Origin of the sequence: Paenarthrobacter histidinolovorans, from assembly GCF_014647595.1 — a bacterium.
Taxonomy (GTDB): Bacteria; Actinomycetota; Actinomycetes; order Actinomycetales; family Micrococcaceae; genus Arthrobacter; species Arthrobacter histidinolovorans.
This window is the reverse complement of record NZ_BMPM01000002.1, coordinates 529,185-552,240: the sequence shown is the minus strand read 5'-3', so window position 1 is coordinate 552,240 and position 23,056 is coordinate 529,185. Positions and strand designations below refer to the sequence as shown.

The window sequence follows — 23,056 nt, the reverse complement described above, 5'->3', positions numbered from 1 at the left end:
CTTTTAATGCACGACGGCGGGCTGCCGCGACTACATCAGACGGCCGGTTGATGCTGCGTGATGCAGTGGATCCCACCGCCCCGGGCGAAGATCGCGCGGGCATCCACGGTGACTACTTTGCGTCCCGGATAGGCCTGCTCGAGGATCCGCCGGGCTTCGGCGTCGGCAGGGTCATCGAAGCTGCAGGCGATCACGCCACCGTTGACAACAAGATGGTTGATGTAGCTGTAGTCCACCCAATCGAGCCCGTCGCGCAGCGTCTCAGGGGCGGGCACTTCCACGATGTCCCACGCACGTCCCTGCGCGTCCCGGGTCCGAGCGAGCATCGCGATGATGTCCGCCGTGACCTGGAAGTCCGGGTGGGCCGGGTTGCGCTGCGAATGGACCAGCAGGACGCCGGGTGACGGGATCGCAGCGACGATGTCCACGTGCCCGCGCGTTCCAAGATCCTGCGCGTCACGGGTCAATCCACGGGGCAACCAAATAACATGCGTAGCGCCGATGGTTCGGGCCAGCTCCGCTTCGACATCGGCCTTGTTCAGCTCAGGGTTCCGGAACTTGTCCAGCTGCACTGTCTCGGTGACCAACACCGTTCCCAGGCCGTCCACCTGGATCCCGCCACCCTCATTGACCAAAGGGCTCTCGACCAACTCGGCCCCAGCCTGGCGCACGACTTCCTGGCCGACCTGGGAGTCCTTGTCCCAACTTGCCCAGTCCTGCTGGCCCCAGCCGTTGAAGACCCAGTTGACCCCACCCAGCCTGCCGTCGTCGCCGATTGCGAAGGTGGGCCCGATGTCCCGCATCCACGCGTCGTCGAGGGGTGCTGGGACCAAGTCGATCTCCGGTGAGAGGTAGGTCCGCGCGATCTCCATGTCCGGCGGGTCAACCAGCATGGTGACGGGCTCGAATTCCAGCACGGCGTGAGCCACGGCTGCCCAGGCGGTGCGGGCCTCGTGGGTTTCCTCGGCAGTGTTTCCTATCGAAGAGCGCTCTGGCGGGAACGCCATCCAGACGCGTTCCTGGCGGGCCGTCTCGCTCGGCATCATCCAGTTCATGGCCGGCCTGTGATGTGCTGGCCTGCGGTCTGAGCCGCGGACGTGGCGCCGTGCGGGTGGTCGAAGTCGACGTCACGGGTAAGTTCGGCGTACGTATCAGGACGACGGGTGGTCAGGAACGGGAACAGATCCAGCCAGTCCTTCCGCTGGTCCAGGTCGAGGTCGGCCACCAACACCGCTTCCTGGTCCCGGGGTGCCTGGACCAGGACGCGGCCGTAGGGGTCGGAGATGAACGAGGACCCGTAGAAAGTGATGTCGCCTTCGTCGCCGGTCCGGTTGGGGACCACCATGAACGTGCCGTTCGTGATGCCGTGGCCGGTGATGACGTGCTGCCACAGCGGTTGGTGGTCGAACTCCGGGAAGGTGGGCTCAGAGCCGATCGCTGTGGGGTAGACCAGGATTTCGGCACCGCCCAGTGAATACAGCCGGGCGACCTCCGGGAACCATTCGTCCCAGCAGGTAGGGAGTCCGACGGCGGCATGGTCCAGTTCCGCTGGACGGTACACCGGGTAGGCGTCCTCGGCAGGGCCGGCCCTGAAATAGGTGTCCTCGTAGTAGCCCGCGCTGACCGGGATGTGGGTCTTACGGGTCCGTGCCAGCAGTTCGCCCTGGGGTGAGACGAGGATGGCTGTGTTGAAGCCCAGGCCGTCGCTTGCGTCCGCACGCTCGTAGAGGGATGCGTGGACGGTGACGCCGTGGGTGCGGGCCGCGCTGGCGGCGAACTCGAAGGTGGGGCCGGTGAACAGGTCCTCGGCATTGCGGCCCGGGTTCTTGTCGGCCCGGACGTTTGCCGGGTATTTCGAGAGGGTGAGTTCAGGCAGGAAGACTGCGGCAGCACCGGCGTCGGCCGCTTCGCCGATCGCCTGGGTGAGCACCGAGGTGAGTTCTGCGAGGTCTTCCCGCCAGTGGTGCTGGACCAGGGCCACGCGGAGCGGCGTGCGGGTGCTTTCCTGGCTCCGGGCGAACGATACGGGCGGTTCGGTGTTGACGATGATGTCCATGGTGGTGCGTCCTAACGGGACCCTAGGGGTCCTTGCATGATGGTTCGATTCCGGCGGAATCGCGACGTTTGATGTGTGCGAAGTTCATTTGCCCAGCCCCTGTGTGGCGGTTTCCTGGGGGCTCGCGGGGCGTGTTGCGGTGAGTGAGTCAATTGCGGTGGTCAGCAGCCAACGGGCGTGCTCGGTGGTGATGAATCCGTTGAGCCAGCGGCCGGAGATGCCCTCGACCAGGCTGGTGAGGATCTCCGCGGTCACTGCGGCTTCTTCCTCGCTGGTGCCTTCGTTGGCGGCGGCAAGGGCCTGTGCGATCTCCCGGTTCCACTCCGTAGTGGTCCGGGACAGCGGCTCTGCCAGTTCCTGTTCGAAGATGGTGCAAGCCCTGAGTTCGTTCCAGGCCACCGAATTCCTGCGGACGTCGGCGTCGTCCTTGATTTCGTCAAGGAGGAGGTGCCGGACGTGGCGGGAAGGATCCACGCTGTTGGGGGAGGAGGGGTCGTCCTTGCTGACCTGCTTGTTGATGTGTTCCAGCGTTGCGGCAAGCAGGCCGGCCCGGTCAGTGAAGTGGTAGTACAGCAGGCCCGGCGAAACTCCGGCCTCTGCAGCGACATCGTTGACCCGCATTCCCCGCACGCCGCTCCGGGCGATGCACGTGGTGGCGGCGTTGAGGATCCTGACTAATTTTTCACTCATGGTTTGACAGTAATACGTGCTCACCTCCTGCCTGTTCGGACTCGGTGTTGGGGGCAGTTTCCGGCCAGATCCATTCGGCGAGCAGGTAGCCGGCACCGCCTATGAGCGTGGACCCGATGAAGCTGAGGTCGATGCCCCCGGCGAGTTGGGAGAGCGGCCCGGTATAAAGGGACGTGTCGGTTGCGAGCAGGCCGAAGGCTGAGCCGATGGCCCAAGGGATGACGGCCCGCAGATTCCAGCCGTTGCTGAACCAGTACCGGCCACGCGGGCCGTTGGCGCGGAACAGTTGTAGATCCCTGGCGTGGTACTTGCCGCGACGGACCAGCAGGAAGCCCAGGACGTTGATGGCCACCCACGGCCCGGCGAACCCGTTGAGCACCAGCGTCATGGCGGTGATGGAGTCCACCGCGTTGAACACGAACACCCCCATGTAGAGCAGTCCGACGGCGATGACCGACGTGATGAGGGTGGTGTGGATACGGCGCAGGCGGGGGAAAAGGGCTTCGAGGTCCAAGCCGCTGGCGTACAGGTTGAGCACACCCTGACCGAGGCCGCCCGCCAACGCAATCATGAGGATCGGCAGCAGGTACCAGGCCGGGGCTGACCTCACCAGATCGGCGACGTAGGAACCACCAAGCTCGGGGATGGCCGACGCCGTGAAAGCGCCGAAAAGCGCTGTGACAAACAGGCCAAGGAAGACGCCGAGGCAAGTAGCAGCGACGACGGAACGGTCCGAGTGGTCCTTGCGTGAGATCCGCCGGCTGTAGTCGCCCAGCGTTGGCGCGTACGACAACGGCCCTCCCACGGAGATGACGGCGGACAGGATCCACGTGGGCCAGAAGTCGCCCAGGAGGAAGTCCGCGTGCACGTTCGTGGAGCTGAAGGTCGGAGCAAAAGCGACGACGCCGATGAGCAGCAGAATGCCGACGACGGGCGCCACGAACTTCTGCATGGCCACCACTGTGCCGTGGCCGAAGAGGGCTACGAGAACGATCTCCAGGGAAATAAGTGCGTAGCCGATTGCCAGGGTGGTGCCGTCGATGGGTATGCCCAACAGGCGTTCGGCTGCGGCGACCAAGGCGTCGCCGGAGGTCCAGACGGCGATGGCGGCATAGGCCAAGGCGAACAACAGGGTGAGCCCGGAACCTATCAAGCGACCGCGCGTCCCGAAGTGCGCCGCGCTTGAAACGGTGTTGTTGGTGCCGGTCCGTGGTCCCAACAAGGCCATGGGGGCGATGAGGGCCGTGCCCACTACCAGTCCGGTGAGGCTGGCCGTTGCGGCACCGATGAAGTCCAGGCCGAACGTGATGGGAAGCCAGCCGAAAACGATGACAGAAAAGGCGAAGTTGCCGCCGAAGAAGACTGTGAAGAGGTTCCGGGGGCGGGAGGTGCGTTGGTCGTCGGGAATGTACTCGATGCCGGCCGACTCAATACGGCCAAAGCGGTCTTTCTGCGCGGATGTTGCACCGGCGGAATCCGCGTCTTTGCGAATGCGCGTGCTGATCATTGCAAGCCTTTCGTGAGCTGCATCACTCGATGCGATGGTGACAACTGTAATCCTGACTGAATTTTCAGTCAAGATGCGTTGGATGGCGGGAGACTAGGGTCGAAGCCATGGGGGAGTTGTTGAGTAGTGTCAGCGGTCCGGGATTTCGGGAGTCGCTGGCGGCAGGGCGGGAGGGGCCCATTCGGCTCCGCTGGTATCGGGCGGCCGCAGATTTGGGGACGCCTGCGCATGGTCCGACGGTGGTGTGGGCCCATGGCGGAGCGTTCTTTGCTGGAGGTCTGGATAAGCCGGAGGCGCATGACGTCGCACTGGCACTTGCTGATCGAGGGGTTGGGGTTGTAACGGTTGATTACCGTCTGGCGCCGGTTCCAGGGTTGCCTCGGTTCCTAACGGGATCGGCTCGGGCGCGGTTTCCGCAGCCAATGGAAGACCTTGTCACAGCGCTCCGACACGTGGATGGTGTGTCCGCCGGAGGTGTGATCCTAGGTGGGGCAAGTGCCGGAGCGTGCTTAGCGTCCTCCGCGGCACTGCGTGCGGTCGAATTGGGCCTGAACCTGAGGGGAGTCGTCCTCGCGTACGGATTCTTCCATGCTGTGCATCCTCGGTCGGTCGAGATTCAACGACGAGTGCGCGACCATCGCCGGCTCACCCACTCCCGATTGGTTCTCAACGTGGTGAATCGAAACTATGCGGGATCGGCATCCGCTCTGACTGATGCATTTCCCGGTGGACACGACCTCCGCGGGTTCCCATCCACTTTCATGATCAACGCAGACCGGGATGTCATGCGCGCTTCTGGTGACCAATTCGCCGTCGAACTTCAAGAGGCCGGAGTCGACGTCGAGCATCACGTTCTACCCGGGTCCCGGCATGCGTTCCTGAACCGCCCTCGTCTCGACGAGTTCGCAGCTGCGGTCGACTTGATGGCGGCGTGGTGGCTGGGTCGAACGGCACCGGACTGAAGATGAGCTGAGGGTGCCGCGTGGACCCCTAGACGACCTTGACGACCACTCATTTTTGGGTATTCCAGCACCTAATTTGCGTCGTAGACCACCTAGTTTGTGGCTTTTCGACACCTAGACGGCTTTTTGCGGTCGGACACTGTGCGGGTCAAAGCAAGATCGTTTTGCCTCATTGGCTGCGCGGGATGGTAGCCCTGAATGGACGGGAAGTGTCGCGATGAAGAAGGTGCCGCCCCCGTTGCAAGTAGTGATGTTTTTCGGCATGGCGATTGTTCTCGGGACCTGGCAGCCGTTCGTTTGGTGGCGGTTCGTTGGAGCGGTTATCAGCTTTGCCAGCGCCTTTTATGGCCTGTACCTTTTGTGGCTGCAGAAACGCCAGCGCGGCAGTAGTGGTCCTCGCGGCACTGACTATGGCGATGACAGCTGAACCAGATCAGCAATGATGGGCATGGCCCGGAGTCATAGTCCTGCGGGCCACGCCTCATCCTTGCGCGGTGAGGCTGGCGCCTTAGGAGGGGGCGCCGTCGTTGTTTGCCAGGAGGAACTTCCGCAGGAGGTCCGCCAGCTGTGCCTGTTCCGTGCGGGAGAGGCCGTCGAGCATCTTCTGCTGGTTCTCCACGTGATGCTCCACCACTTCGTCAACGAGGGCGAGGCCCTCGGGTGTGAGGCTAACCAATAGCTGACGGCGGTTCCCGGGGTTGGTTTCGCGGTGGATCAGGCCGCGGTTCACCAATCGATCTACGCGGTTAGTCATGGCCGCAGAGCCGATCATGGTGAGGCTGGCGAGTTGCCCGGGCGTGAGCGGGGCCTCGGCCGCCGACCGCCGCAAGGTTGCCAGGACGTCGAACTCCCAAGGCTCCAGCCCGAACTGGTTCATGAATTTCTGGACGTCGAGTGACGCCAGGCGACTCGCCCTTGCGAGCCGGCCCAAGATACCCATGGAGCTGACGTCCAGGTCGGGGCGCTCCCGGTTCCACTGGTCAAGAATCGTGTCCACTGCGTCGCGGTCCATTGGCCTCCCATGCTTGACCTCAAACAGTACAACACCTACATTGTCATACATCAAATAATTCGACATCGAAATGTATGGAAGTGAACAATGGCTCGGATATCTCCCCGCGACCTCTTCATCACGGCGCTCGCGCCCATGGTCTGGGGTTCCACCTATCTGGTGACAACGCAGTTTCTTCCCGCCGACAGGCCGCTCCTGGCCGCAACCGTGCGGGCTTTGCCTGCCGGTATTGTGCTGATGCTCCTCACCCGAACCTGGCCGCGGGGGAGCTGGTGGTTCAAGGCCGCGGCGCTGGGCGCGCTGAACATCGGACTGTTCTTCTTCCTGCTTTTCTTCACCGCGTACCAGCTGCCGGGTGGTCTCGCAGCGCTGGTTGGGTCGATCCAGCCACTGTTTGTCCTCTTTCTTGGTGCGTTGCTGCTGGGGGAGAGGATCCGCCCGGCCCACATCGTGGCGTGTGCTGTGGGTGCCGCTGGGGTCGGTTTGCTGGTCCTGCGCTCCGACGCGTCGCTGACGGTCATTGGTGTGCTTGCCGGGATGGCCGGCGCGCTGAGCATGGCGGCGGGGATTGTCCTCACCAAACGCTGGGGAAGGCCCGACGGCGTGGGGCTGCTTGGGTTTACCGGCCTTCAGTTGGCGATGGGTGGGGTGATGCTGCTGCCGGTGACGCTGGTGGTTGAAGGGCTGCCGGGGTCGGTTTCGCTGCCCAACGTGGCGGGGTTTGCCTATTTGAGTGTGATTGGTGCGTTGGCTGCTTACGCGGTGTGGTTCCGGGGGATCCAGCGGCTGCCCACGATGGTGGTCTCGTTCCTGGGATTCCTGAGCCCGCTCGTTGCGACGGTGCTGGGGTTCGTGTTCCTTGGGGAGTCGTTGTCGGGGTGGCAGATTGTGGGTGCGGTGTTGGTGCTGGGGGCGGTGGGTTTGGTGCAGGGGGCGGATGCTGTCCCAAACCTCCGGAAGAAGTCAGGGACGCTGACGTGATTGCCAGAGCAGATGCTCGGCTGCAAAAGCAAGCGGTGGCGGCGTACTGGGGTCAGGTCAGACAACGGATGAGGACCTGCGCTGGCTCTCCTATGAATCGGCGTTCGCATCTTCTTGAACGTTCATGCCTAGCTTCTTGCCGTGCACCGAGTCACCGAGTTCAGTTGCGATTAGCGACTTATCGGAGGCACTCACCCATTCAGTTCGAAAACCATAGCCAGCGCGAATTCCACCGCCAGGTGGAGGTTCCTCCGGATCAAGCCATGGCTTTAGCGTGCTAGGAAGAAGCGGAGGAGTTTGAGGAGCGAGCTGAGGAGCACCGAATTCCGCCACTTTATTAGCCAACGTTCCTATTCCATGGTCCTTCGACGATCCGCGCCGCTCATCAGTTGCGATTCAACCGTGCGCAGCTGGTCCGGGACGTAGCCTCCTACGCGGAAACAGAGTTGGCAGCGTATCTACGGGAGTCGGGGAGCGACCTCAAGTCGATCTACCGTTCAACGAAGGATTCGTGGACTGGCTACCTCCGTCAAGCACAATTGATTGGCGGTTTTTCCGGCTTTGAGTCGGTGCTCAAGGGAGCTCATTGCGATCGTTCCGATACGGAGGAGAAGAAACTCCTAGGACGCATGGCGGCTCTCATTCATGTGGATGATCCCGAGCGTGCTGAGGCTTACGCGAAGCTTGTGGGGGAGGATGCGCCCCGCTACGCGGATCTTGGCCCACGGGAGCAAACGTTCGCGCGGATGTGTTTTACACGCTGTGGGACGACGGCGGCGGTTTCAAAACGTACGACGACGGACTCGACCACCTGCGCGGCTACCCGTTTGTGTGCAGCGAGATCAAGCAGATTGTCATTCTGGGAGTTGCGGCATCGAAACACGCTGCGATGGGTCTAGGTGCCGGGCTCCGGCACATTCCAATGCTCTCTCACGCAACCTACGGGCGCGAAGAAATCCTCGCGGCTCTCGAATACGGCTCGCTCGAACGCGGGAGGAACGTGCAGCATCGCGAGGGAGTCGCCTGGTGTCCAGCTACGGCGACGGACGCCTTCTTCGTCACGCTGAACAAAGACAATAGGAAGCACTCCGCGACCACCATGTACAGGGACTACGCCATCAGTCCTGATTTGTTCCACTGGGAATCTCAGAACACCACGTCTCCCTCCAGCCCGGTCGGTGGACGCTATTTGGACCGGAAGGCCAACGGCTCGCGAATCTTGCTGTTTACCCGAGACGCCGCTGAGGATGAAACTGGCTTGACGGTTCCTTACAAGTGTCTAGGGCAGGTGGACTACGTCCAGCATTCGGGGGAGAAGCCGATTGCGATCACGTGGAAGCTGCATCGGCCGATGCCAGCCGACGTGTTCGCGACTGCTGCGGCCGTGGCGCAATAGGCAGGCTGCTAGACCATTTTCCTGACTTAGAAACGCCAACGGAGCGCAGCAAGAGTCGCAAGTCCAGCACCGAAGCTCGTCAGGCACCGACGCAGTGATGGGATCCTAACGAACGGATTGACAACCCTGGGACGAGTCATTAGACCGCACGGAACCTAACGCGCTCTAGCAATCAGCGCCGGAAAGTGAGGTGGAAAGCGGCCTGACCGCATCTGCTATGGGCCGCCTCGAGAACTTCGTTGCCGGTCATGGTCTTTCCGAGCGGTCTCTTGACCTGCGGGTCCTGCTTATCCGTGCACTAAGTTTGACTATGGAATGCTATATTCCGTTGGCTCGAATGAAATGGGGAGTGTGTGGTTGCGGTTTCTGTTCCTACTGCTGGTGAACTGAACGTCAGGCTGGAATTGGATGAAATGGAGCCAATCCGATGACCGTCCAGCTGGATGCGATGCCACGACTCCCTAAGCCGGGTGACATTGTCGAGGTTCGCGGTGCGAATTGGGCCGTCGCGGACGTCCGCGAGCAGGGTCTTCCACGCAGCGCGGCTGACGACGGGGTCCCGCAGCTCAACCATGTGATCTCGCTGCAATCGTTGGCTGAAGACCGAATGGGCGAAGAGCTCAACGTGATCTGGGAGCTGGAAGTTGGCCACTCGGTCGCTCCGGACCAGGGCTTGCCTGAGATGATCACCTCGGAGGGGTTCGACGACCCGAACCGACTGGCGGCCTTTGTCGACGCCGTTCGATGGGGCGCGGTGACTTCGGCGAACGAGGGAGCATTCCAGGCGCCGTTCCGTTCGGGAGCGAACGTCGAGGCCTATCAGCTCGAGCCATTGCGCCGCGCACTGCATGCGCCGCGCACCAATCTACTTCTGGCGGACGACGTCGGCCTGGGCAAGACTATTGAGGCCGGCTTGGTCGTCCAGGAGCTTCTGCTGCGACACCGCGCCCGCTCTGTCGTGATCGTGTGCCCACCGAGCCTGGCGCTGAAGTGGCAAGACGAGATGCGTGAGAAGTTCGGCCTGGACTTCGTTATCGTCAACTCCGATGTTATGGCCGAGGTGCGTCGGACGCATGGCCTGAATGCCAATCCCTTCCGCTTATTCCCGCGGGTGATCGTGTCCATGGCATGGTTGCCAGGGCTTCGCGCCCAGCGGTTGATGCGGGACGTCTACTCGGAGGCCCGCAAGGTCAACAGTGCCCGCCGCTATGCGTTCGACGTACTCGTGGTCGACGAAGCCCATCACGTCGCCCCATCGAGCCCGACGTCGCTGGGCGGTGCCCGCGGATACGCGGTGGATTCCCAGCGCACGGCCGCGGTTCGTGACCTGGCCAAGGTCTGTGAGCACCGGCTCTTCCTGTCCGCGACGCCGCACAACGGGCACTCGGAGTCGTTCACAGCGCTGCTGGAGATGATTGACAACCGCCGTTTCTCCCGCGGTGCCACGGTCGATGCCCAGGCGCTCAAGGAAGTGACAGTTCGTCGACTTAAGCGGGACATCAAGGAGAAGGGCTTCAAAGCTCGTCAACTCAAGACGATCCACTTCGCTCCAGGCGAGGACGAACAGGAAGCGTTCGAGACCCTCGATGGCATCTTGGAGGCGAGCGCTCGGGCCAACGGTCAGAAGCGCTCAGGTGACATCGTCTCGATGCTGCTGAAAAAGCGCCTCCTGTCCAGCCCATACGCGTTCGGATCCACCCTGGCCGGCTACCGCCAAGCTACCTCGGCGGCCCAAAGGGAATGGGATGACGAGGACGAGTACTACGCCGAGGTCCTCGGTTCAGACCAATCCGACGAGGAAGAGGGTGGTGCCGAGCACCCGGAGTTTGACGCACTGCGCCATTCCAAGGTGACCGACCCGCTTGTCACGGCCACGCCGGAGCAGGTCGGACGGCTCGTGGACTGGGGGCTGGGCTACCGGTCCAAGCCGGATTCACGTTTGAAGGCCCTGATTGAGTGGTTGAACGCGATCTGCAGGCCCGACGGCAAGACATGGGCCAACGAGCGCGTGGTGATCTTCACCGAATACGCCGACACTCTGAACTGGATTGTGGAGAACCTCCGCCAGCGTGGTTATGACGAAACCCGGCTTGCCACAATCGAGGGCTCGATCGGAACCGAAGATCGTGAGCTGACCCGCGCCCGCTTCAACGCCGACCCCAGTCGTGAACCTATCCGCATCTTGGTCGCTACCGACGCCGCGGGGGAGGGAATCGACCTTCAGGCATACTGCCATCGTCTGGTGAACTTCGACGTTCCGTTCAACCCGTCGCGGCTGGAGCAACGCATCGGTCGCATTGACCGATATGGGCAGACCGAGGTTCCGCAAGTGTTCCAGTTCCTGCCTGATCAGACCGCCGGGACTTACGGTACGGACATGGAGTTCATGCGCCGCATTGCCGAGAAGGTCGCCACGGTCGCCGACGACCTAGGCTCGGTGAATCCGGTGATTGACGCCGAGATTCAGAACCACTTTGGTCGAATCAAGGTCCCCACGCGGTCCCAAGGGTTCAAAGAAGACGACCACATCATCAACAAGGCAATGGCCGGAGACCAAGAGGTCAACCGAGTCCTGACCGAGCTGGCCAACACCTACGGCGTGCAAAAGGAGCGCATGCACCTGACGCCGTACAACTCCCGGCGCGTCATTGACACGGCGCTCACCCTGACCAACCAGCCCACCTTGGTCGAGGAGGGTTCACAGGACAACGACGCCCAAGTGTTCCGCGTACCGTTGCTCGGCCGGTCCTGGCAGGATGCTGTCAAGGGCCTGGACACCCGACTGCAACCGGGTGTTTACCGACCCATCACCTTCGATGACTCCGTGCTCCAGGGCGGGTTCGAGGACATCGTGCACGTTCACCTTGGGCACGGTTTGATGCAGAAGGCCTCCCGCATTTTGCGCGCCTCGCTGTTCAGCGCAGAGTCCTCCATCAACCGGGTGACCGCAGTGGTGGTGCCCGGTATTGACCAGTCCTGCGTCGCAGCGATCTCCCGCCTGGTGCTTGTCGGCAGGGGAGGGCTGCGCCTGCACGAGGAAGTCTTCGTGACTGGCATCCGTGTCAAGGGGCAGCGGCTGGCCGAGGCCAAGGCTGAAGCCCTGCTCGAACAGACCCTTGACGCGACGGACCTCACTCTGGCTGAGGGAAGCATCCGAACGCGACTGGCGCAAGAGTGGAACGCCGACGATGGCCGTTTGCGCTCTCGCCTGGAGGCAGAGATGCGTAACCGAGCCGTCAAGAACCAGGAGTCTGTTACTGCGGATCTGGAGAAGCGCAGGGACGCTGATACCGACCGCGCCCGACAGATCTTCGCCAATTTCCGCCGCAACCTGGAAGAATCCCTGCGTGATAGGCGCGAGAATCAGCAGGAGCTCGAGGGGATGCTGTTCGACCTCGACCCAAGGCAGGCTGAACAGTACAGATTGGACATCCGATCGATGGAGAATCGCCTGGCCAATCTCGCCGAGGAAGAGACTCGTGAGATTGCGGCTATCACGGAGCGATATACCGACATCCGTCCCTTCGTCTCAGCGGCGGCCGTGGTGTTCGCGCTGACCGAGAAGGACGCGAAGAAGGGAGAACTGTCATGAAATCACGCGGCACTCAGCGGCGCACCAGAGAACATCGGGACTGGCTCGAACTAGTCGACCGTGATGGCCCGTTTGTCGCGATCCCCGCAATCAAGCGCGTTTGGCCCCAGGGTATGCCCCAGCTGGGGGCGAACGCGAAGGCTGCCTTGCGGGACGCCAAGCCACACTTCGACCGCGCCTGGGACGACTGGAGCAAGGCCCCTGCGGACGACGATACCGCCATTGAGTCGTACCGTAGTGCCCGGAACAAGTGGGTAGATGCCGTGCTGCGCGATGTCGCCCGCTGGGATGCTCACCTCGTATGGGATGACGAGCAGCTTGGAGAGGGTCACTCTGCGGGATCATCCGCGAAGCTGGCGGCTGGCGTTAAGGCCTCCGGCAAGTTCGTTCGCGACGGTGTTGCCGCCGCCCTCGTGGTGGTTTTTGACCCTGTAGATTCCCTGCGCGATCCGATGAACGATTCCTGGACTGCGAGCCCCGTCGACCGGATAGACGCGCTTCTGCGCAAGTCCGAGCAAAAGGTCGGCGTGCTTACCGACGGACGCTGGTGGGCCATCGTTTGTGCCCAGGACGGAGTCATGACAGCCTCGGGCATCGTCGACGCACAGACCTGGATCGAAGAGTCCGACGTCCGTGACGCCTTCCTTGAGCTCGTCTCGCCTCAGCGTCTGGCTGGTGGCAGTGAGAAGGACCGGCTGCCTGAGTTGTTCAAAGAGTCCATCACCGCGGCGGAAGACATCACTGTCGCCCTGGGTACCCAGGTGCGCCGCGCAGTTGAACTCTTGGTCACCGCCTTCTCCGAAGAAGCGTTCGAGGCCCGAGACTCGGGATGGCGCGACCCGCTACCAGCTGACCGCGAGCTCGTCTACGAGGGGGCGGTCACCGCGATGATGCGCGTGGTGTTCCTGCTCTTCGCCGAAGAACGCTCGATGATGCCCCAGTCGCCCCTGTTTACCGAGGGCTACGGTGTCAGCGGCCTGCTGGACGACCTGGACAAACGCATCCGCGATGAGGGTGCGGAAGCCCTTGATGCCACGCACTACACCTGGCACCGCCTTCTGGCTACCTCCAAAGCACTGTACGGGGGAGCGACATCCGAGGACATCCGTCTGCCCGCCTACGGTGGATCGCTCTTCGATCCGGAACGCTTCCCATTCCTCACCGGCGTTGACGACCGTGGCGCCTTGGCGGTTGCCGTCAGCGATCGTGTCATGCTCGAAGTGCTGCGCGCCGTGCAGTACGCGGTCATCGGCACAGGCAAATCGGCTGAGCGTCGCAGGGTGTCCTTCCGTGACGTTGATGTCGAGCAGATCGGCTACATCTACGAGGGGCTGCTGGGGTATACCGCCGAAGCTGTAGACGAGATCGTTGTGGGTTTGGTCGGCAAGGACGGTGAAGAGCCTGAGATTCCGTTGCGGGTGCTTGAGGAACTCGCCGAGGCCAACCCCGCCTCGGCGAAATTCGGTGCTGCAGTTATCGCGTGGGTCAAGAAGAACCAGCCGGCGGCCACGACGAAGTCGGCCGCAGCGTTGCTGAAGTTGCTCGGCGAAAAGGTTGAGGACGGCGAACGTGCCCTGCTGTCCGTGACGCGTGATGAGGCGCTCCTGGCACGGCTACGCCCGTTCTTGGGCATCATCCGCCGCGACCTGCGTGAGCGACCTGTGGTCATCCAGCCTGGCGGGCTCGCGGTTGTCGAGACCCCGTCACGGGCAAATTCGGGGGCGCACTACACTCCCAAGTCTCTCGCCCAGGAAGTCGTGCGCTACGCCCTGGAGCCATTGGTCTTCCAGCCCGGCCCGCACCAGACAGCCGACGAATCGCGGTGGAGGCTGCTGGACTCCAATGAGATCCTTGACCTCAAGGTCGCGGACATCGCGTGTGGTTCCGGAGCCTTTTTGGTGGCCGCGGCCGAGTTCTTGGCGGCCAAGGTCCTCAAAGCCTGGCATGCCGAAGGCGTCACCGGTTCCGCGCACGAGCTCGAGACCAAGGCCAGGCGACAGGTCGTCGCCCAATGCCTTTACGGGGCCGACATCAATGGCATGGCTGTGGAAATGTGCAAGATCTCCCTCTGGCTTGTCTCCCTGGATCCAAAGCTTCCGTTCTCCTTCGTCGACGACAAGGTGCTTCACGGCAACTCCCTGCTGGGAATCACTGATCTCCGCCAGCTCGAGGCTGCGCATATTGACCCCTCCCGGGTGAAGACACTCAAAGGAGGAACCCAGTACTCTACCGGAACGCTCTTTGGTGAGGGCTCCGAAGCACACGGTCTTCACGTGATTGACGTCCAAACGGTGGTTCAGAAGGCTGTCAGGCTGCGGCAGGGCTTGGCCAACGTCGTCGACGAGAACGATCCGGCACGCTCGACCAAAACCAAACGAAGGATTTGGCACGAGTATCAGGAATTGGTCGCGCAACTCAGCGATTTGGCAGACGGCGTCATCGCTGCTGGGCTCGTCGAGGGCGGAAATCCAGGTAAGAAACTCGACGAACAGTACGAGAACCTGAGGATCGCCGTGGACTTGGCCTTCGCCCCGAACGGGGCAAGCGACCGCACGATGCTTGACGGCATCATTGACCGCGGATTGACCCCGACGGTCGCGACCGACTACGAACGGTGGAAGCCCTTGCACTGGGCGCTGGCAGTGCCGGACGTCATGGAACGCGGCGGATTCGACGCGGTGATTGGAAACCCGCCGTTCCTGGGTGGATCGAAGATTTCTGGAGCAATGGGGATCAATGTTCGCAACTGGCTCCCGAACGTTTTGGCCGGGATAGAATCCGGGAATGCCGACTTCGTTGCGTATTTCTTTCTGCGGGCAATGGCCCTCACCTCGTCGGGCGCGTGTATTGGTCTAATCGCTACAAATTCGATTGCACAGGGGAGGACCCGAGAAGTGGCTCTCGACCGCATGCGTGAAGAAGGGTTCACGATCACAAGATCCATCCAGTCTCGGCCGTGGCCAGCCGAGAGCGCGAACTTGGAGTTCGCGGCGGTCTGGGGTACATGGGCTGCTGTCGAAGAAGGAGCACGGTTCTGGGCCGATGGGCAATCGGTTCGGCTCATTTCGACGGCACTTGAAGCAGAGGGACGAGTAACTGGCGTTCCGGTCCGCCTGATTGAGAACGGCGGCAAAAGTTTCGAGGGTTGCAAGCCCGCCGGCCGTGGTTTCGTCTTGTCAGCTGACGAAGCGAGAGCCATGATCGACCACGATCACGCCAACGCTGAAGTTGTTCGACCCTACCTCAACGGTGACGATGCTATGTCTCGTCCCGATTCGTCTGCGAGTCGGTGGATCATTGATTTTTGGGGACTCGACGAATCGCACGCTCGTCAATATGTCGCGCCGTACCAGCGTGTAGCTGAATTGGTTGAGCCTGAGAGACAAAATAACAACCGGGCTCTGTACAGGGATCGATGGTGGTTATTTGCGGAGGGGCGCCCTGGTTTACGGCGGGCAATTGATGGGCTTGGTTCAGTTCTCGTCCTCCCCAGGCACTCGAAGCACATCCAACCTGCAATGGCGCCTACGGGACAAGTGTTCGGGGACGCGCTAGTAGTTCTTGCAATTGAAGATTCAAGTACGCTGTCTGTGCTTTCGTCGAGTATTCATCAGGTTTGGGCAATTACTCACGGCTCTACGTTGGGTCACAACTCGACTCGGTATGCGCCATCTGATGTTTTTGAGACATTCCCTTTCCCACAATTGAGCGAGGATCTACGTGTCCTCGGCAAAGAATTCGAGGAGTCTCGCCGGAACCAACTGTTGGCGCGAGAGCTTGGACTTACCGACCTCTACAACGAGATGAACGACCCAGAATCGGTGGGTACGTCATTAGGTGATTGGATGCGTGCGTTGCAAGTGAAAGTGGATATGACTGTGCTGGCCGCATACGGCTGGGACGATGTAGCGCTCGACCACGGATTCCACACTTATCGTCAGATGGAGCGCTGGACGGTAAGCCCCGCGGCGCGCGTCGAGATCCTCGACCGTCTCCTCGAAGAGAACCACCGTCGTGCAGGACTCCAGAGCAAGGAAGCTGTGACGGCTAATTCAGAGGACAGTGATGACGAATGACAGTTGAGACCGGGGCCACCGGCTCGCAGCGCGTGCTCTTTCCGGAGTACGAGCTGACGAGCGCGCCGGACGGATCGTCGTGGACGGATCGCGAAAACCTCACCGACATCTTGGAACGTGAGCTACTCGGTCCCGCCCATGGGGATGACGAACTCCTCGACGCCCAACCCGACGCGCTCTACCTCGTGGGTCGCATTGCTCCGGCGAAGCTGATCGGCAAGGGCGGAGTGACGCTGGCCGAGGACGCAGAGAACGCTGCCGACGAGGACGTCGTGCCAGTGGAGGAAACCGACCTCGGACGCGGTGTGCCATCTGTGCAGGAAAATGAGACTGCTGGCTCGGACGATGAAGGTGCAGAGGATGTTCCACTGCGTCGTGGACTGATGATTCCTGCCTCCATGGGACTGCGCTTCCAGGTAGGTCTCGACGTCGAGCACGTCGTAATCCGTGCGGAGTGGGGCACATACCGGTCGGAGGAAACGGACGAGGTCACGCCGTCGGGCCGGCAGAAGCGCAAGTTCCGTCGCACCCAGCACGCACACCCGGTGATCGTGCCCGTCGGTTCTTTGCAGGCCGGCAAGACGGAAGACTTTCCCCTCGAGGATTCGATCCTCATCCGTGTGGATGTCATGGACTACGAAGGCAAGCGGATCGTCGAGGCGGCGCTGTGCAACGACCGTGAGACCCCCCGCAGGATCCCCGTGGACGCCTGGCTCTATCAAACCAAGCTCTACGTCGAGGCCGACACCAGCGTGCCGCAGAAAGACGTCTTCCTCCCCGTGACCGACATCCTGGCGGAGCCGCGTTTGGATAGCGAGCCGGAACTCGCCCGCCTGCAGCTGCAGTACCGTGACCGGCTGGAGTTCGCAATCGGGCGTACCTGCTCGGTGGACTGGACTGTGGCCGAAGGGGCACGCCGGGCGACACAGGTGCGGACCACCTGGTTGCCGGTGTCCGAGACGCCGCAGACCAAGGCGCGCGACATCGACGGCGCGCTGCTCGACATGAAAAAACTTGACACCGTGAGCGTCGCGGAGCTGGACGCGGGGCTTCGCCCGATCGTGGAGGGCTACCAGGAATGGCTGGCGGGGCAGAAGTTGCGTGCCGCCGAGCTGCCCGCCCACCTCCAAGACGTCGCCGGCGAAGCAATCCAGGACGCCGGCGTGGTGGCCAAGCAGCTTGAACGCGGTCTGGACTTCCTGCTCGGCGATGCAGAGGCATTGCGCTGCTTCCGGTTCATGAACCGAGTCACGGCCGACCAGCGTGTGCAATCCCAGGTGGCCGAACTGCGTGCGTCAAACCGCAAGCTCACCCTGAATGCCGCCAAATCCGAGATCCTCGCCCAGGGCCCGCGCGCGCATTCATGGCGCACGTTCCAGCTGGCATTCGTGCTGATGCAGCTCGAGGCACTGTCGCGCCCGGAACTCAAGCGTCGTTCCTCTTCCACGGCCAAGGCCGAGCTGTTGTTCTTCCCGACCGGTGGTGGCAAGACCGAGGCCTACCTTGGTCTGGCAGCGTTCACGTTCGCAGTCCGGCGCCGGCAGGGCATCATCGACTCTGCGGACGGCCGGATCGACGGCAACTCGGGAGTCGCGGTCTTGATGCGGTACACGTTGCGACTGTTGACTGCCCAGCAGTTCCAGCGCGCGACTGCGCTCGTGTGCGCAGCTGAGGTTGCCAGGCGTGAAGACGAGGCGATCTGGGGGACTGAGCCGTTCCGCATCGGCCTGTGGGTCGGCACCGCCGTGTCGCCCAAGCGGTACGATGAGGCGGCCGAACAGCTTGCCGAGGCCAACGAGGGCCGCAAATACGGGCTGACCGTTCTGCAGCTGCAGCGTTGCCCTTGGTGTGGGACACCGATTGAGCCAAAGAACGTCAAGGGCGATGACGTAAAGCGGAGAATTCGTGTCTATTGTGGTGACGACTTCGGCGACTGCCCCTTCTCCGACGGTGCGCAAGGCAGCAGCGAGGGACTTCCGGTTCTGACGGTCGACGAGGAAATCTATCGACTGGCTCCCTCGTTTGTCATTGCGACAGTGGATAAGTTCGCCCGGCTGGCTCGTGAAGGTGAGGCAGCGGCCCTTTTCGGGTACGTGCGCAAGTGGTGCGAGCGGCACGGATATGTGCATGACGACCAACAGACGTTCTGCAAGATTGATATCGGGGGAAAGCACCCCGCCAGGAATGGCATGCCGTGCGCCTCGGTACGTGCAGCGAACAGGTTGCGGCCACCGGACCTGATTATCCAGGACGAGCTGCACCTGATCACCGGTGCCCTGGGCACCGCCGTGGGGGCGTTCGAGTTAGCGGTAGACGTACTGACCACATGGAAGGACGCCGCCGGGAATTCAATCCGCCCGCTGGTGGTAGCCTCGACCGCGACGGTGCGCAACGCGGCCGAACAAATCAAGGCACTGTACGGCCGTCGCGTGACGATCTTCCCGCCACAGGTGCTAGACGTGTCGGACACATACTTCTCCACGGAGGTTCCGGTTTCCCCGGGAACTCCCGGGCGCCGTTACATCGGAATCAGCACCACGGGTGTGAGACTTACGTCGGCCGAAATCGTAGTGGCCAGCACCTTGTTGTCGGCAGGCCAAGTGCTTCTGGACCAGGCCCAGCCACCAGCGGCCGATAAGCCGGTCTCGGCGGACCCTTACATGACCCTGGTGGGCTACTTCAACGCTACCCGTGAGCTAGCGGGCATGGCCCGATACGTTGCAGATGATGTGCAGACAGCGATCAAGAGGCGACGACCGGGAAAGCAGTTCCCTGCCCGGTACGGCACCCAGCCGACGGGCCTGAACGTCGCAGAGCTGACATCCCGTGTATCGTCTTCCGACATCACCGGAACCCTTGACCAAATGGGTGTTGCCTTTGACGGCCGGTGGGACGCAACTGCAGGCTCCAAGGAGCGTGCAGTTGAAGCTCGGGCCGCGCGCGAGGCGGGAAAGGGCTATACGTACCGCAATCGTTTGCCGTACGACGTGGTTCTGGCGACCTCAATGCTCCAAGTGGGTGTGGACGTTACCCGGCTGGGGTTGATGCTGATGATTGGCCAGCCGAAGAACACCGCCGAGTACATTCAAGCCTCCTCCAGAGTCGGGCGCGACGCCTCCCGGCCCGGGTTGGTGGTCACGCTTGGTAACTGGGCACGACCCCGGGATCTGGCACACTTTGAACAGTTCCGCCACTACCACGAGACCTTTTACTCCCAGGTGGAGCCGCTGTCGGTCACGCCGTACTCCTATACCTCAATCGACCGGTCTCTCGACGGAGTGCTTGTCAGCGCCGCCCGAGTGTCCGACGCAACTCGGCCTGAAGGCCTCTCGACGGAACGCAGTGCTTGGAGAGTTGACGACGCCCTGGACCGAGTCAATCAGCTGATCGACCAGATCGTGGAGAGGGCGAATATCGCCGGCGGCGAGGAAGCGGCGCACGCGGTTGAAGAACGGTTGAAGAACCGTCGTGACCAGTGGTCCAAACGACGTGCCTTCGTCCAGAAGAAGCACCACCAACTTGTCTACGAGAAGATCCCTGATGGCAAGGCGGGCGAGTTCAGCCCTCTGCTGCTCTCCCCAGAGACCCAGCGCGCCGATATGGGAATGGCGGACTGCCCGCCGTTCGTCGTGGCGAATTCGATGCGTGAGGTGCAGCCAGAGATCAACCTGCTCGTCACGCCCAAAAAGGAAAATCTTATGTCGTGGGAACTTCAGGATGAACCGGATTGGGTGCCTGTACTTGCACAGGACGGAGAATCTGATGACTGAATCACTCGAAACTGTCGGGGCCTTGGATCCTCTTGGCGACTTGGACGCTGGCGACTCCCAATCGGCGACAAAGAACCGCGCCAAGGTAGGATCCGCGCGGCCGTCGTCGCTGCTGTACACCTATGGGCCGGGAGCCACGATGGACCTTCCGTCCTTCACGATCATGCCTTCCGGTCTAGACGATTGGGAGCGTATTTGGGCTCGGCGAGGATCAGTGCCAACGGTGCACGCTCCCCGTCTGTTGGACGCAGTCAAGGTTCATCTTGGTCCTCAAGTGTCTGAACTCAGGCCATTTCCGTGGGCCCCAAAGCCGACGTCACGCAGCAAAGAAGGCGACGATCTGGGCGTGCCCGCACGTGTGTTTCCTCAGTGGCTTCGCTGCACCAACTGCGACATGCTGGCACCTCTCACTCGGTACGCATATCGAAATACCAACCCCTTCCGACCCGACCAAGCGCGGTTTGAGCACGAGAAGTGTCCCGGTCGCAATGGACGTATCTCAAAAAGGCCGATGCCGGCTGTTCCCGCCCGCTATTTGCTGGCCTGCCCGGACGGTCACCTTGACGAGTTCCCCTATAGCTGGTGGGTGCATGAGGGGACTAAGTGCACGGCTGCAGAGGTTCCCAGCCTGGCCATGCATGATCGCTCCGTGGGCAAAGGAGCTTCGGCAACGATCGAGTGCCGAGCGTGTGGACTGAAACGCCCGATGAATCAGGCTCAGGGCGAAGCTGGCGCTGCCAAGATTCCCCGATGCCGTGGACGGCATCCCCACCTTGGACTATTTGATAAGAACGGCTGCCCTAACGCCACCAAGCTCATGCTTCTTGGTGCCTCGAACTTGTGGTTCCCTGCCAGCCTCTCGATCGTCGTCATGCCCGAGTCCACCGCCGAGACCCATGAAACGGTGGCCGCTGAACTCCTCAAGGCGGCCGGGCCCAAGCGCGTTGAGAAGTATGGGAGCAATCTCGACAAATGGCGCGAGTTCCTGGACGAAGAACAATCCCCTCTTGCCGGTATGTCGGACGAAGACCTGGCCGCAGCGATCGCCCACCTGTTGGAACCACCGCCGTCTGAAGAGGAACTGGCCGAACAACGGCGTACCTTCGATCCAGTCAGCCTGCTCGTCCCGGAATGGAACTTTCTGCAGCGTGACCCGCTCGGAAAATTGCATAAGGCAGACGGAAAGAGTGGTTTGGTGTTGTCTCCACCTGATGGGGGAGTGCACCCCGGTCTAGCCGCTAAGCACGTCACCCGCGTTATGGCGATCGACAAACTGCGCAAGGTCAACGCAGTCCTAGGTTTCACTCGCATTGATGAGATGGAACGCGCAAACGACATCGGCCAGCGTCTGGTCCATCTGAGCCGCAGCGGTCGCCCCTCCTGGACGGTTGCCACGGAGGACCGCGGCGAAGGCATCTATCTGCAGCTTGATGAAGAAACTGTGGCTGCCTGGGAATCAATGGTTGAGAACCCGGATCCGAACAGTTTGTGGGCGGCTCACGTCGCCGCCCACAAACGGAACTTCGACGCGCGCTTCTCCGACACGGCGAAGGACATTGACCACCTGAGCCGCTTCCGGCCTGCGCGCTATTGGCTGGTGCATACACTCGCCCACGTCCTCATCCGCGAAATGGCCATGTACTCCGGATACTCAGCGGCCTCCCTGTCTGAGCGGATCTACGCCTGGAAACGCGAAGGGGAACGACCCCCAGCAGCCGGTCTACTGATCGTGACGACAGCATCGGACTCTGACGGCACGCTCGGTGGGCTGGTCCAACTTAGCGCTCGAGACAACCTCGAACGTGTCTTGAGCAGGGCACTGGAACGGGCCCGCCGGTGCTCATCGGACCCGGTTTGCGCTCATCGGACTCCGAAGGACCCCGAAGAGTTCCTGCACGGAGCCGCGTGCCACACATGTGCCATGGCGTCTGAGACTTCGTGCGAACGAGCCAACCGCTTCCTCGACCGCAGGTTCCTCGTCGATTTGCCGGGGGCGGTGGGACTTGGCTTTTTCAACTGAGGGTTCTCAGGTCCGGGCCCAGGCGCTACGGCAGCTCGGTGCCCTGCTTACGGGAACAGAGGCCGGCCTTGTTGCCGAGTCGCTAGAAGATGGAGACAGCCTGACTTCGGCCGTCGGGGCGATCGACGTCGCCAAGCGGCCGGACGTCTCCCGGATCCTTGGAGCGGCGGGCCTACGCTTCGAAGCGGACCTCGTCGCGGCGGTGCTTCGGGGTGTCGAGGGTGCCCGGTCTAGGACGCGCGCGGTGGACACGCTGTGGACTTCGCCAGGACATGTCTTTGGTTCCGGTGCATTAACGACGTCTTTGGTATCGCTCGTCGATAGCGCCCGGCAGTCAGTTGTGTGTTCGACCTTCAATTTCCAGAAGACCTCAGGCATGTGGACCGCGCTCCACGATGCCGCGAGTCGACCTGGAGTCTCGGTCCGGGCCTATATCGATGCGGAAGCCAGCGCCGGTGGACGAGGTCCGAGCGCCGGTGACGTGGCAGGGTGGCTAGCTCCGGGGACGGTGCTCCGAACTAAACAGTTCGATGGAAAGCCAGTCCGTAACCACGCGAAGTTTGTATCCATCGACCACCGCTTCCTCGTCATCACAAGCGCAAACTTCAGCTGGAGCGCCGAGTACGGCAACGTCGAACTCGGAGTTGTCCTTGATGACGGACGATTGGCGGAGCGCATTGAACGCGAACTTGGAGCAGCCGAAGCATACCTTTATGAGCAAGTGCCTACGGCTTAATAGGGATGCATGTTACTGCGCGGGGTTCAGCCAACGGGCGGTGTTGGGTGGAGTCTCGTCTACTCTGTGATCCTGTCGCCGTCAAATTAGCGCATTAGAGTGCTAGATATATAGGTGGTCGTGAACGCCGAGCTGAAATCAGCCCTAGAGTTGTCCGCGACCGCGGCAAAACTTGTCGTCGATTGAGCAGAAATCGGAGTGTGTGGATGTCCCGTTTTGTCGAGTGGGAGTCTTTGGCGTCGTTTAGGACGGCCGCAG

At 61.9% G+C, this 23,056-nt stretch carries 14 protein-coding genes; 9 read left to right on the top strand and 5 right to left on the bottom strand.

Annotated elements, in window-relative coordinates; genetic code table 11:
* Positions 1-35: 35 nt before the first annotated feature.
* The 4 genes from IEY62_RS07020 to IEY62_RS07005 all read right to left on the bottom strand — a co-directional run bounded on the left by IEY62_RS07020 (position 36) and on the right by IEY62_RS07005 (position 4,253).
* Positions 36-1,055, bottom strand: coding sequence for an agmatine deiminase family protein (locus tag IEY62_RS07020; RefSeq protein WP_189015323.1), 1,020 nt, complete (start codon positions 1,053-1,055; stop codon positions 36-38).
* Positions 1,052-2,056, bottom strand: coding sequence for a nitrilase-related carbon-nitrogen hydrolase (locus IEY62_RS07015; RefSeq protein ID WP_189015322.1), 1,005 nt, complete (start codon positions 2,054-2,056; stop codon positions 1,052-1,054). The genes IEY62_RS07020 and IEY62_RS07015 overlap by 4 nt, the downstream gene beginning before the upstream one ends.
* An 84-nt stretch (positions 2,057-2,140) precedes the next feature.
* The gene (locus IEY62_RS07010; RefSeq protein WP_189015320.1) at positions 2,141-2,746 is read right to left on the bottom strand and encodes a TetR/AcrR family transcriptional regulator; all 606 of its coding nucleotides are present in this window, start codon (positions 2,744-2,746) and stop codon (positions 2,141-2,143) included.
* Complete coding sequence (locus tag IEY62_RS07005) at positions 2,739-4,253, bottom strand: purine-cytosine permease family protein (RefSeq protein WP_189015318.1); 1,515 nt, start codon at positions 4,251-4,253, stop codon at positions 2,739-2,741. The genes IEY62_RS07010 and IEY62_RS07005 overlap by 8 nt, the downstream gene beginning before the upstream one ends.
* A gap of 107 nt (positions 4,254-4,360) precedes the next feature.
* Between IEY62_RS07005 and IEY62_RS07000 the strand changes: the two genes are divergently transcribed.
* On the top strand, positions 4,361-5,215 hold the full coding sequence (locus tag IEY62_RS07000) for an alpha/beta hydrolase (RefSeq protein WP_189015316.1): 855 nt from the start codon (positions 4,361-4,363) through the stop codon (positions 5,213-5,215).
* Between the two features lie 217 nt (positions 5,216-5,432).
* The gene (locus IEY62_RS06995) at positions 5,433-5,642 is read left to right on the top strand and encodes a hypothetical protein (protein WP_189015314.1); all 210 of its coding nucleotides are present in this window, start codon (positions 5,433-5,435) and stop codon (positions 5,640-5,642) included.
* 81 nt (positions 5,643-5,723) lie between these two features.
* Here IEY62_RS06995 and IEY62_RS06990 read toward each other — a convergent pair whose 3' ends face one another.
* The gene (locus IEY62_RS06990; RefSeq protein WP_189015312.1) at positions 5,724-6,227 is read right to left on the bottom strand and encodes a MarR family winged helix-turn-helix transcriptional regulator; all 504 of its coding nucleotides are present in this window, start codon (positions 6,225-6,227) and stop codon (positions 5,724-5,726) included.
* Positions 6,228-6,314: 87 nt separating this feature from the next.
* On the opposite strand from IEY62_RS06990, the gene IEY62_RS06985 reads away from it, so the two are divergent.
* From IEY62_RS06985 to drmC, 7 genes are all read left to right on the top strand, one after another.
* On the top strand, positions 6,315-7,208 hold the full coding sequence (locus IEY62_RS06985) for an EamA family transporter (RefSeq protein WP_189015310.1): 894 nt from the start codon (positions 6,315-6,317) through the stop codon (positions 7,206-7,208).
* A gap of 748 nt (positions 7,209-7,956) precedes the next feature.
* Entirely contained in the window at positions 7,957-8,604 is a 648-nt protein-coding gene (locus IEY62_RS21640) for a DUF3427 domain-containing protein (protein WP_229785118.1), read from the top strand.
* Between the two features lie 427 nt (positions 8,605-9,031).
* Positions 9,032-12,196, top strand: coding sequence for a DISARM system SNF2-like helicase DrmD (drmD, locus tag IEY62_RS06975; protein WP_189015308.1), 3,165 nt, complete (start codon positions 9,032-9,034; stop codon positions 12,194-12,196).
* The gene (locus IEY62_RS06970) at positions 12,193-16,272 is read left to right on the top strand and encodes an Eco57I restriction-modification methylase domain-containing protein (protein ID WP_189015306.1); all 4,080 of its coding nucleotides are present in this window, start codon (positions 12,193-12,195) and stop codon (positions 16,270-16,272) included. Before drmD ends, IEY62_RS06970 begins: the two co-directional genes overlap by 4 nt.
* Complete coding sequence (gene drmA, locus IEY62_RS06965; RefSeq protein WP_189015304.1) at positions 16,269-20,042, top strand: DISARM system helicase DrmA; 3,774 nt, start codon at positions 16,269-16,271, stop codon at positions 20,040-20,042. The genes IEY62_RS06970 and drmA overlap by 4 nt, the downstream gene beginning before the upstream one ends.
* The gene (locus IEY62_RS06960) at positions 19,990-22,062 is read left to right on the top strand and encodes a DUF1998 domain-containing protein (RefSeq protein ID WP_308424481.1); all 2,073 of its coding nucleotides are present in this window, start codon (positions 19,990-19,992) and stop codon (positions 22,060-22,062) included. Before drmA ends, IEY62_RS06960 begins: the two co-directional genes overlap by 53 nt.
* Positions 22,046-22,798, top strand: a complete 753-nt coding sequence (gene drmC / locus IEY62_RS06955) for a DISARM system phospholipase D-like protein DrmC (RefSeq protein ID WP_189015302.1) — start codon at positions 22,046-22,048, stop codon at positions 22,796-22,798. The genes IEY62_RS06960 and drmC overlap by 17 nt, the downstream gene beginning before the upstream one ends.
* The last annotated feature ends 258 nt before the right edge of the window (positions 22,799-23,056 follow it).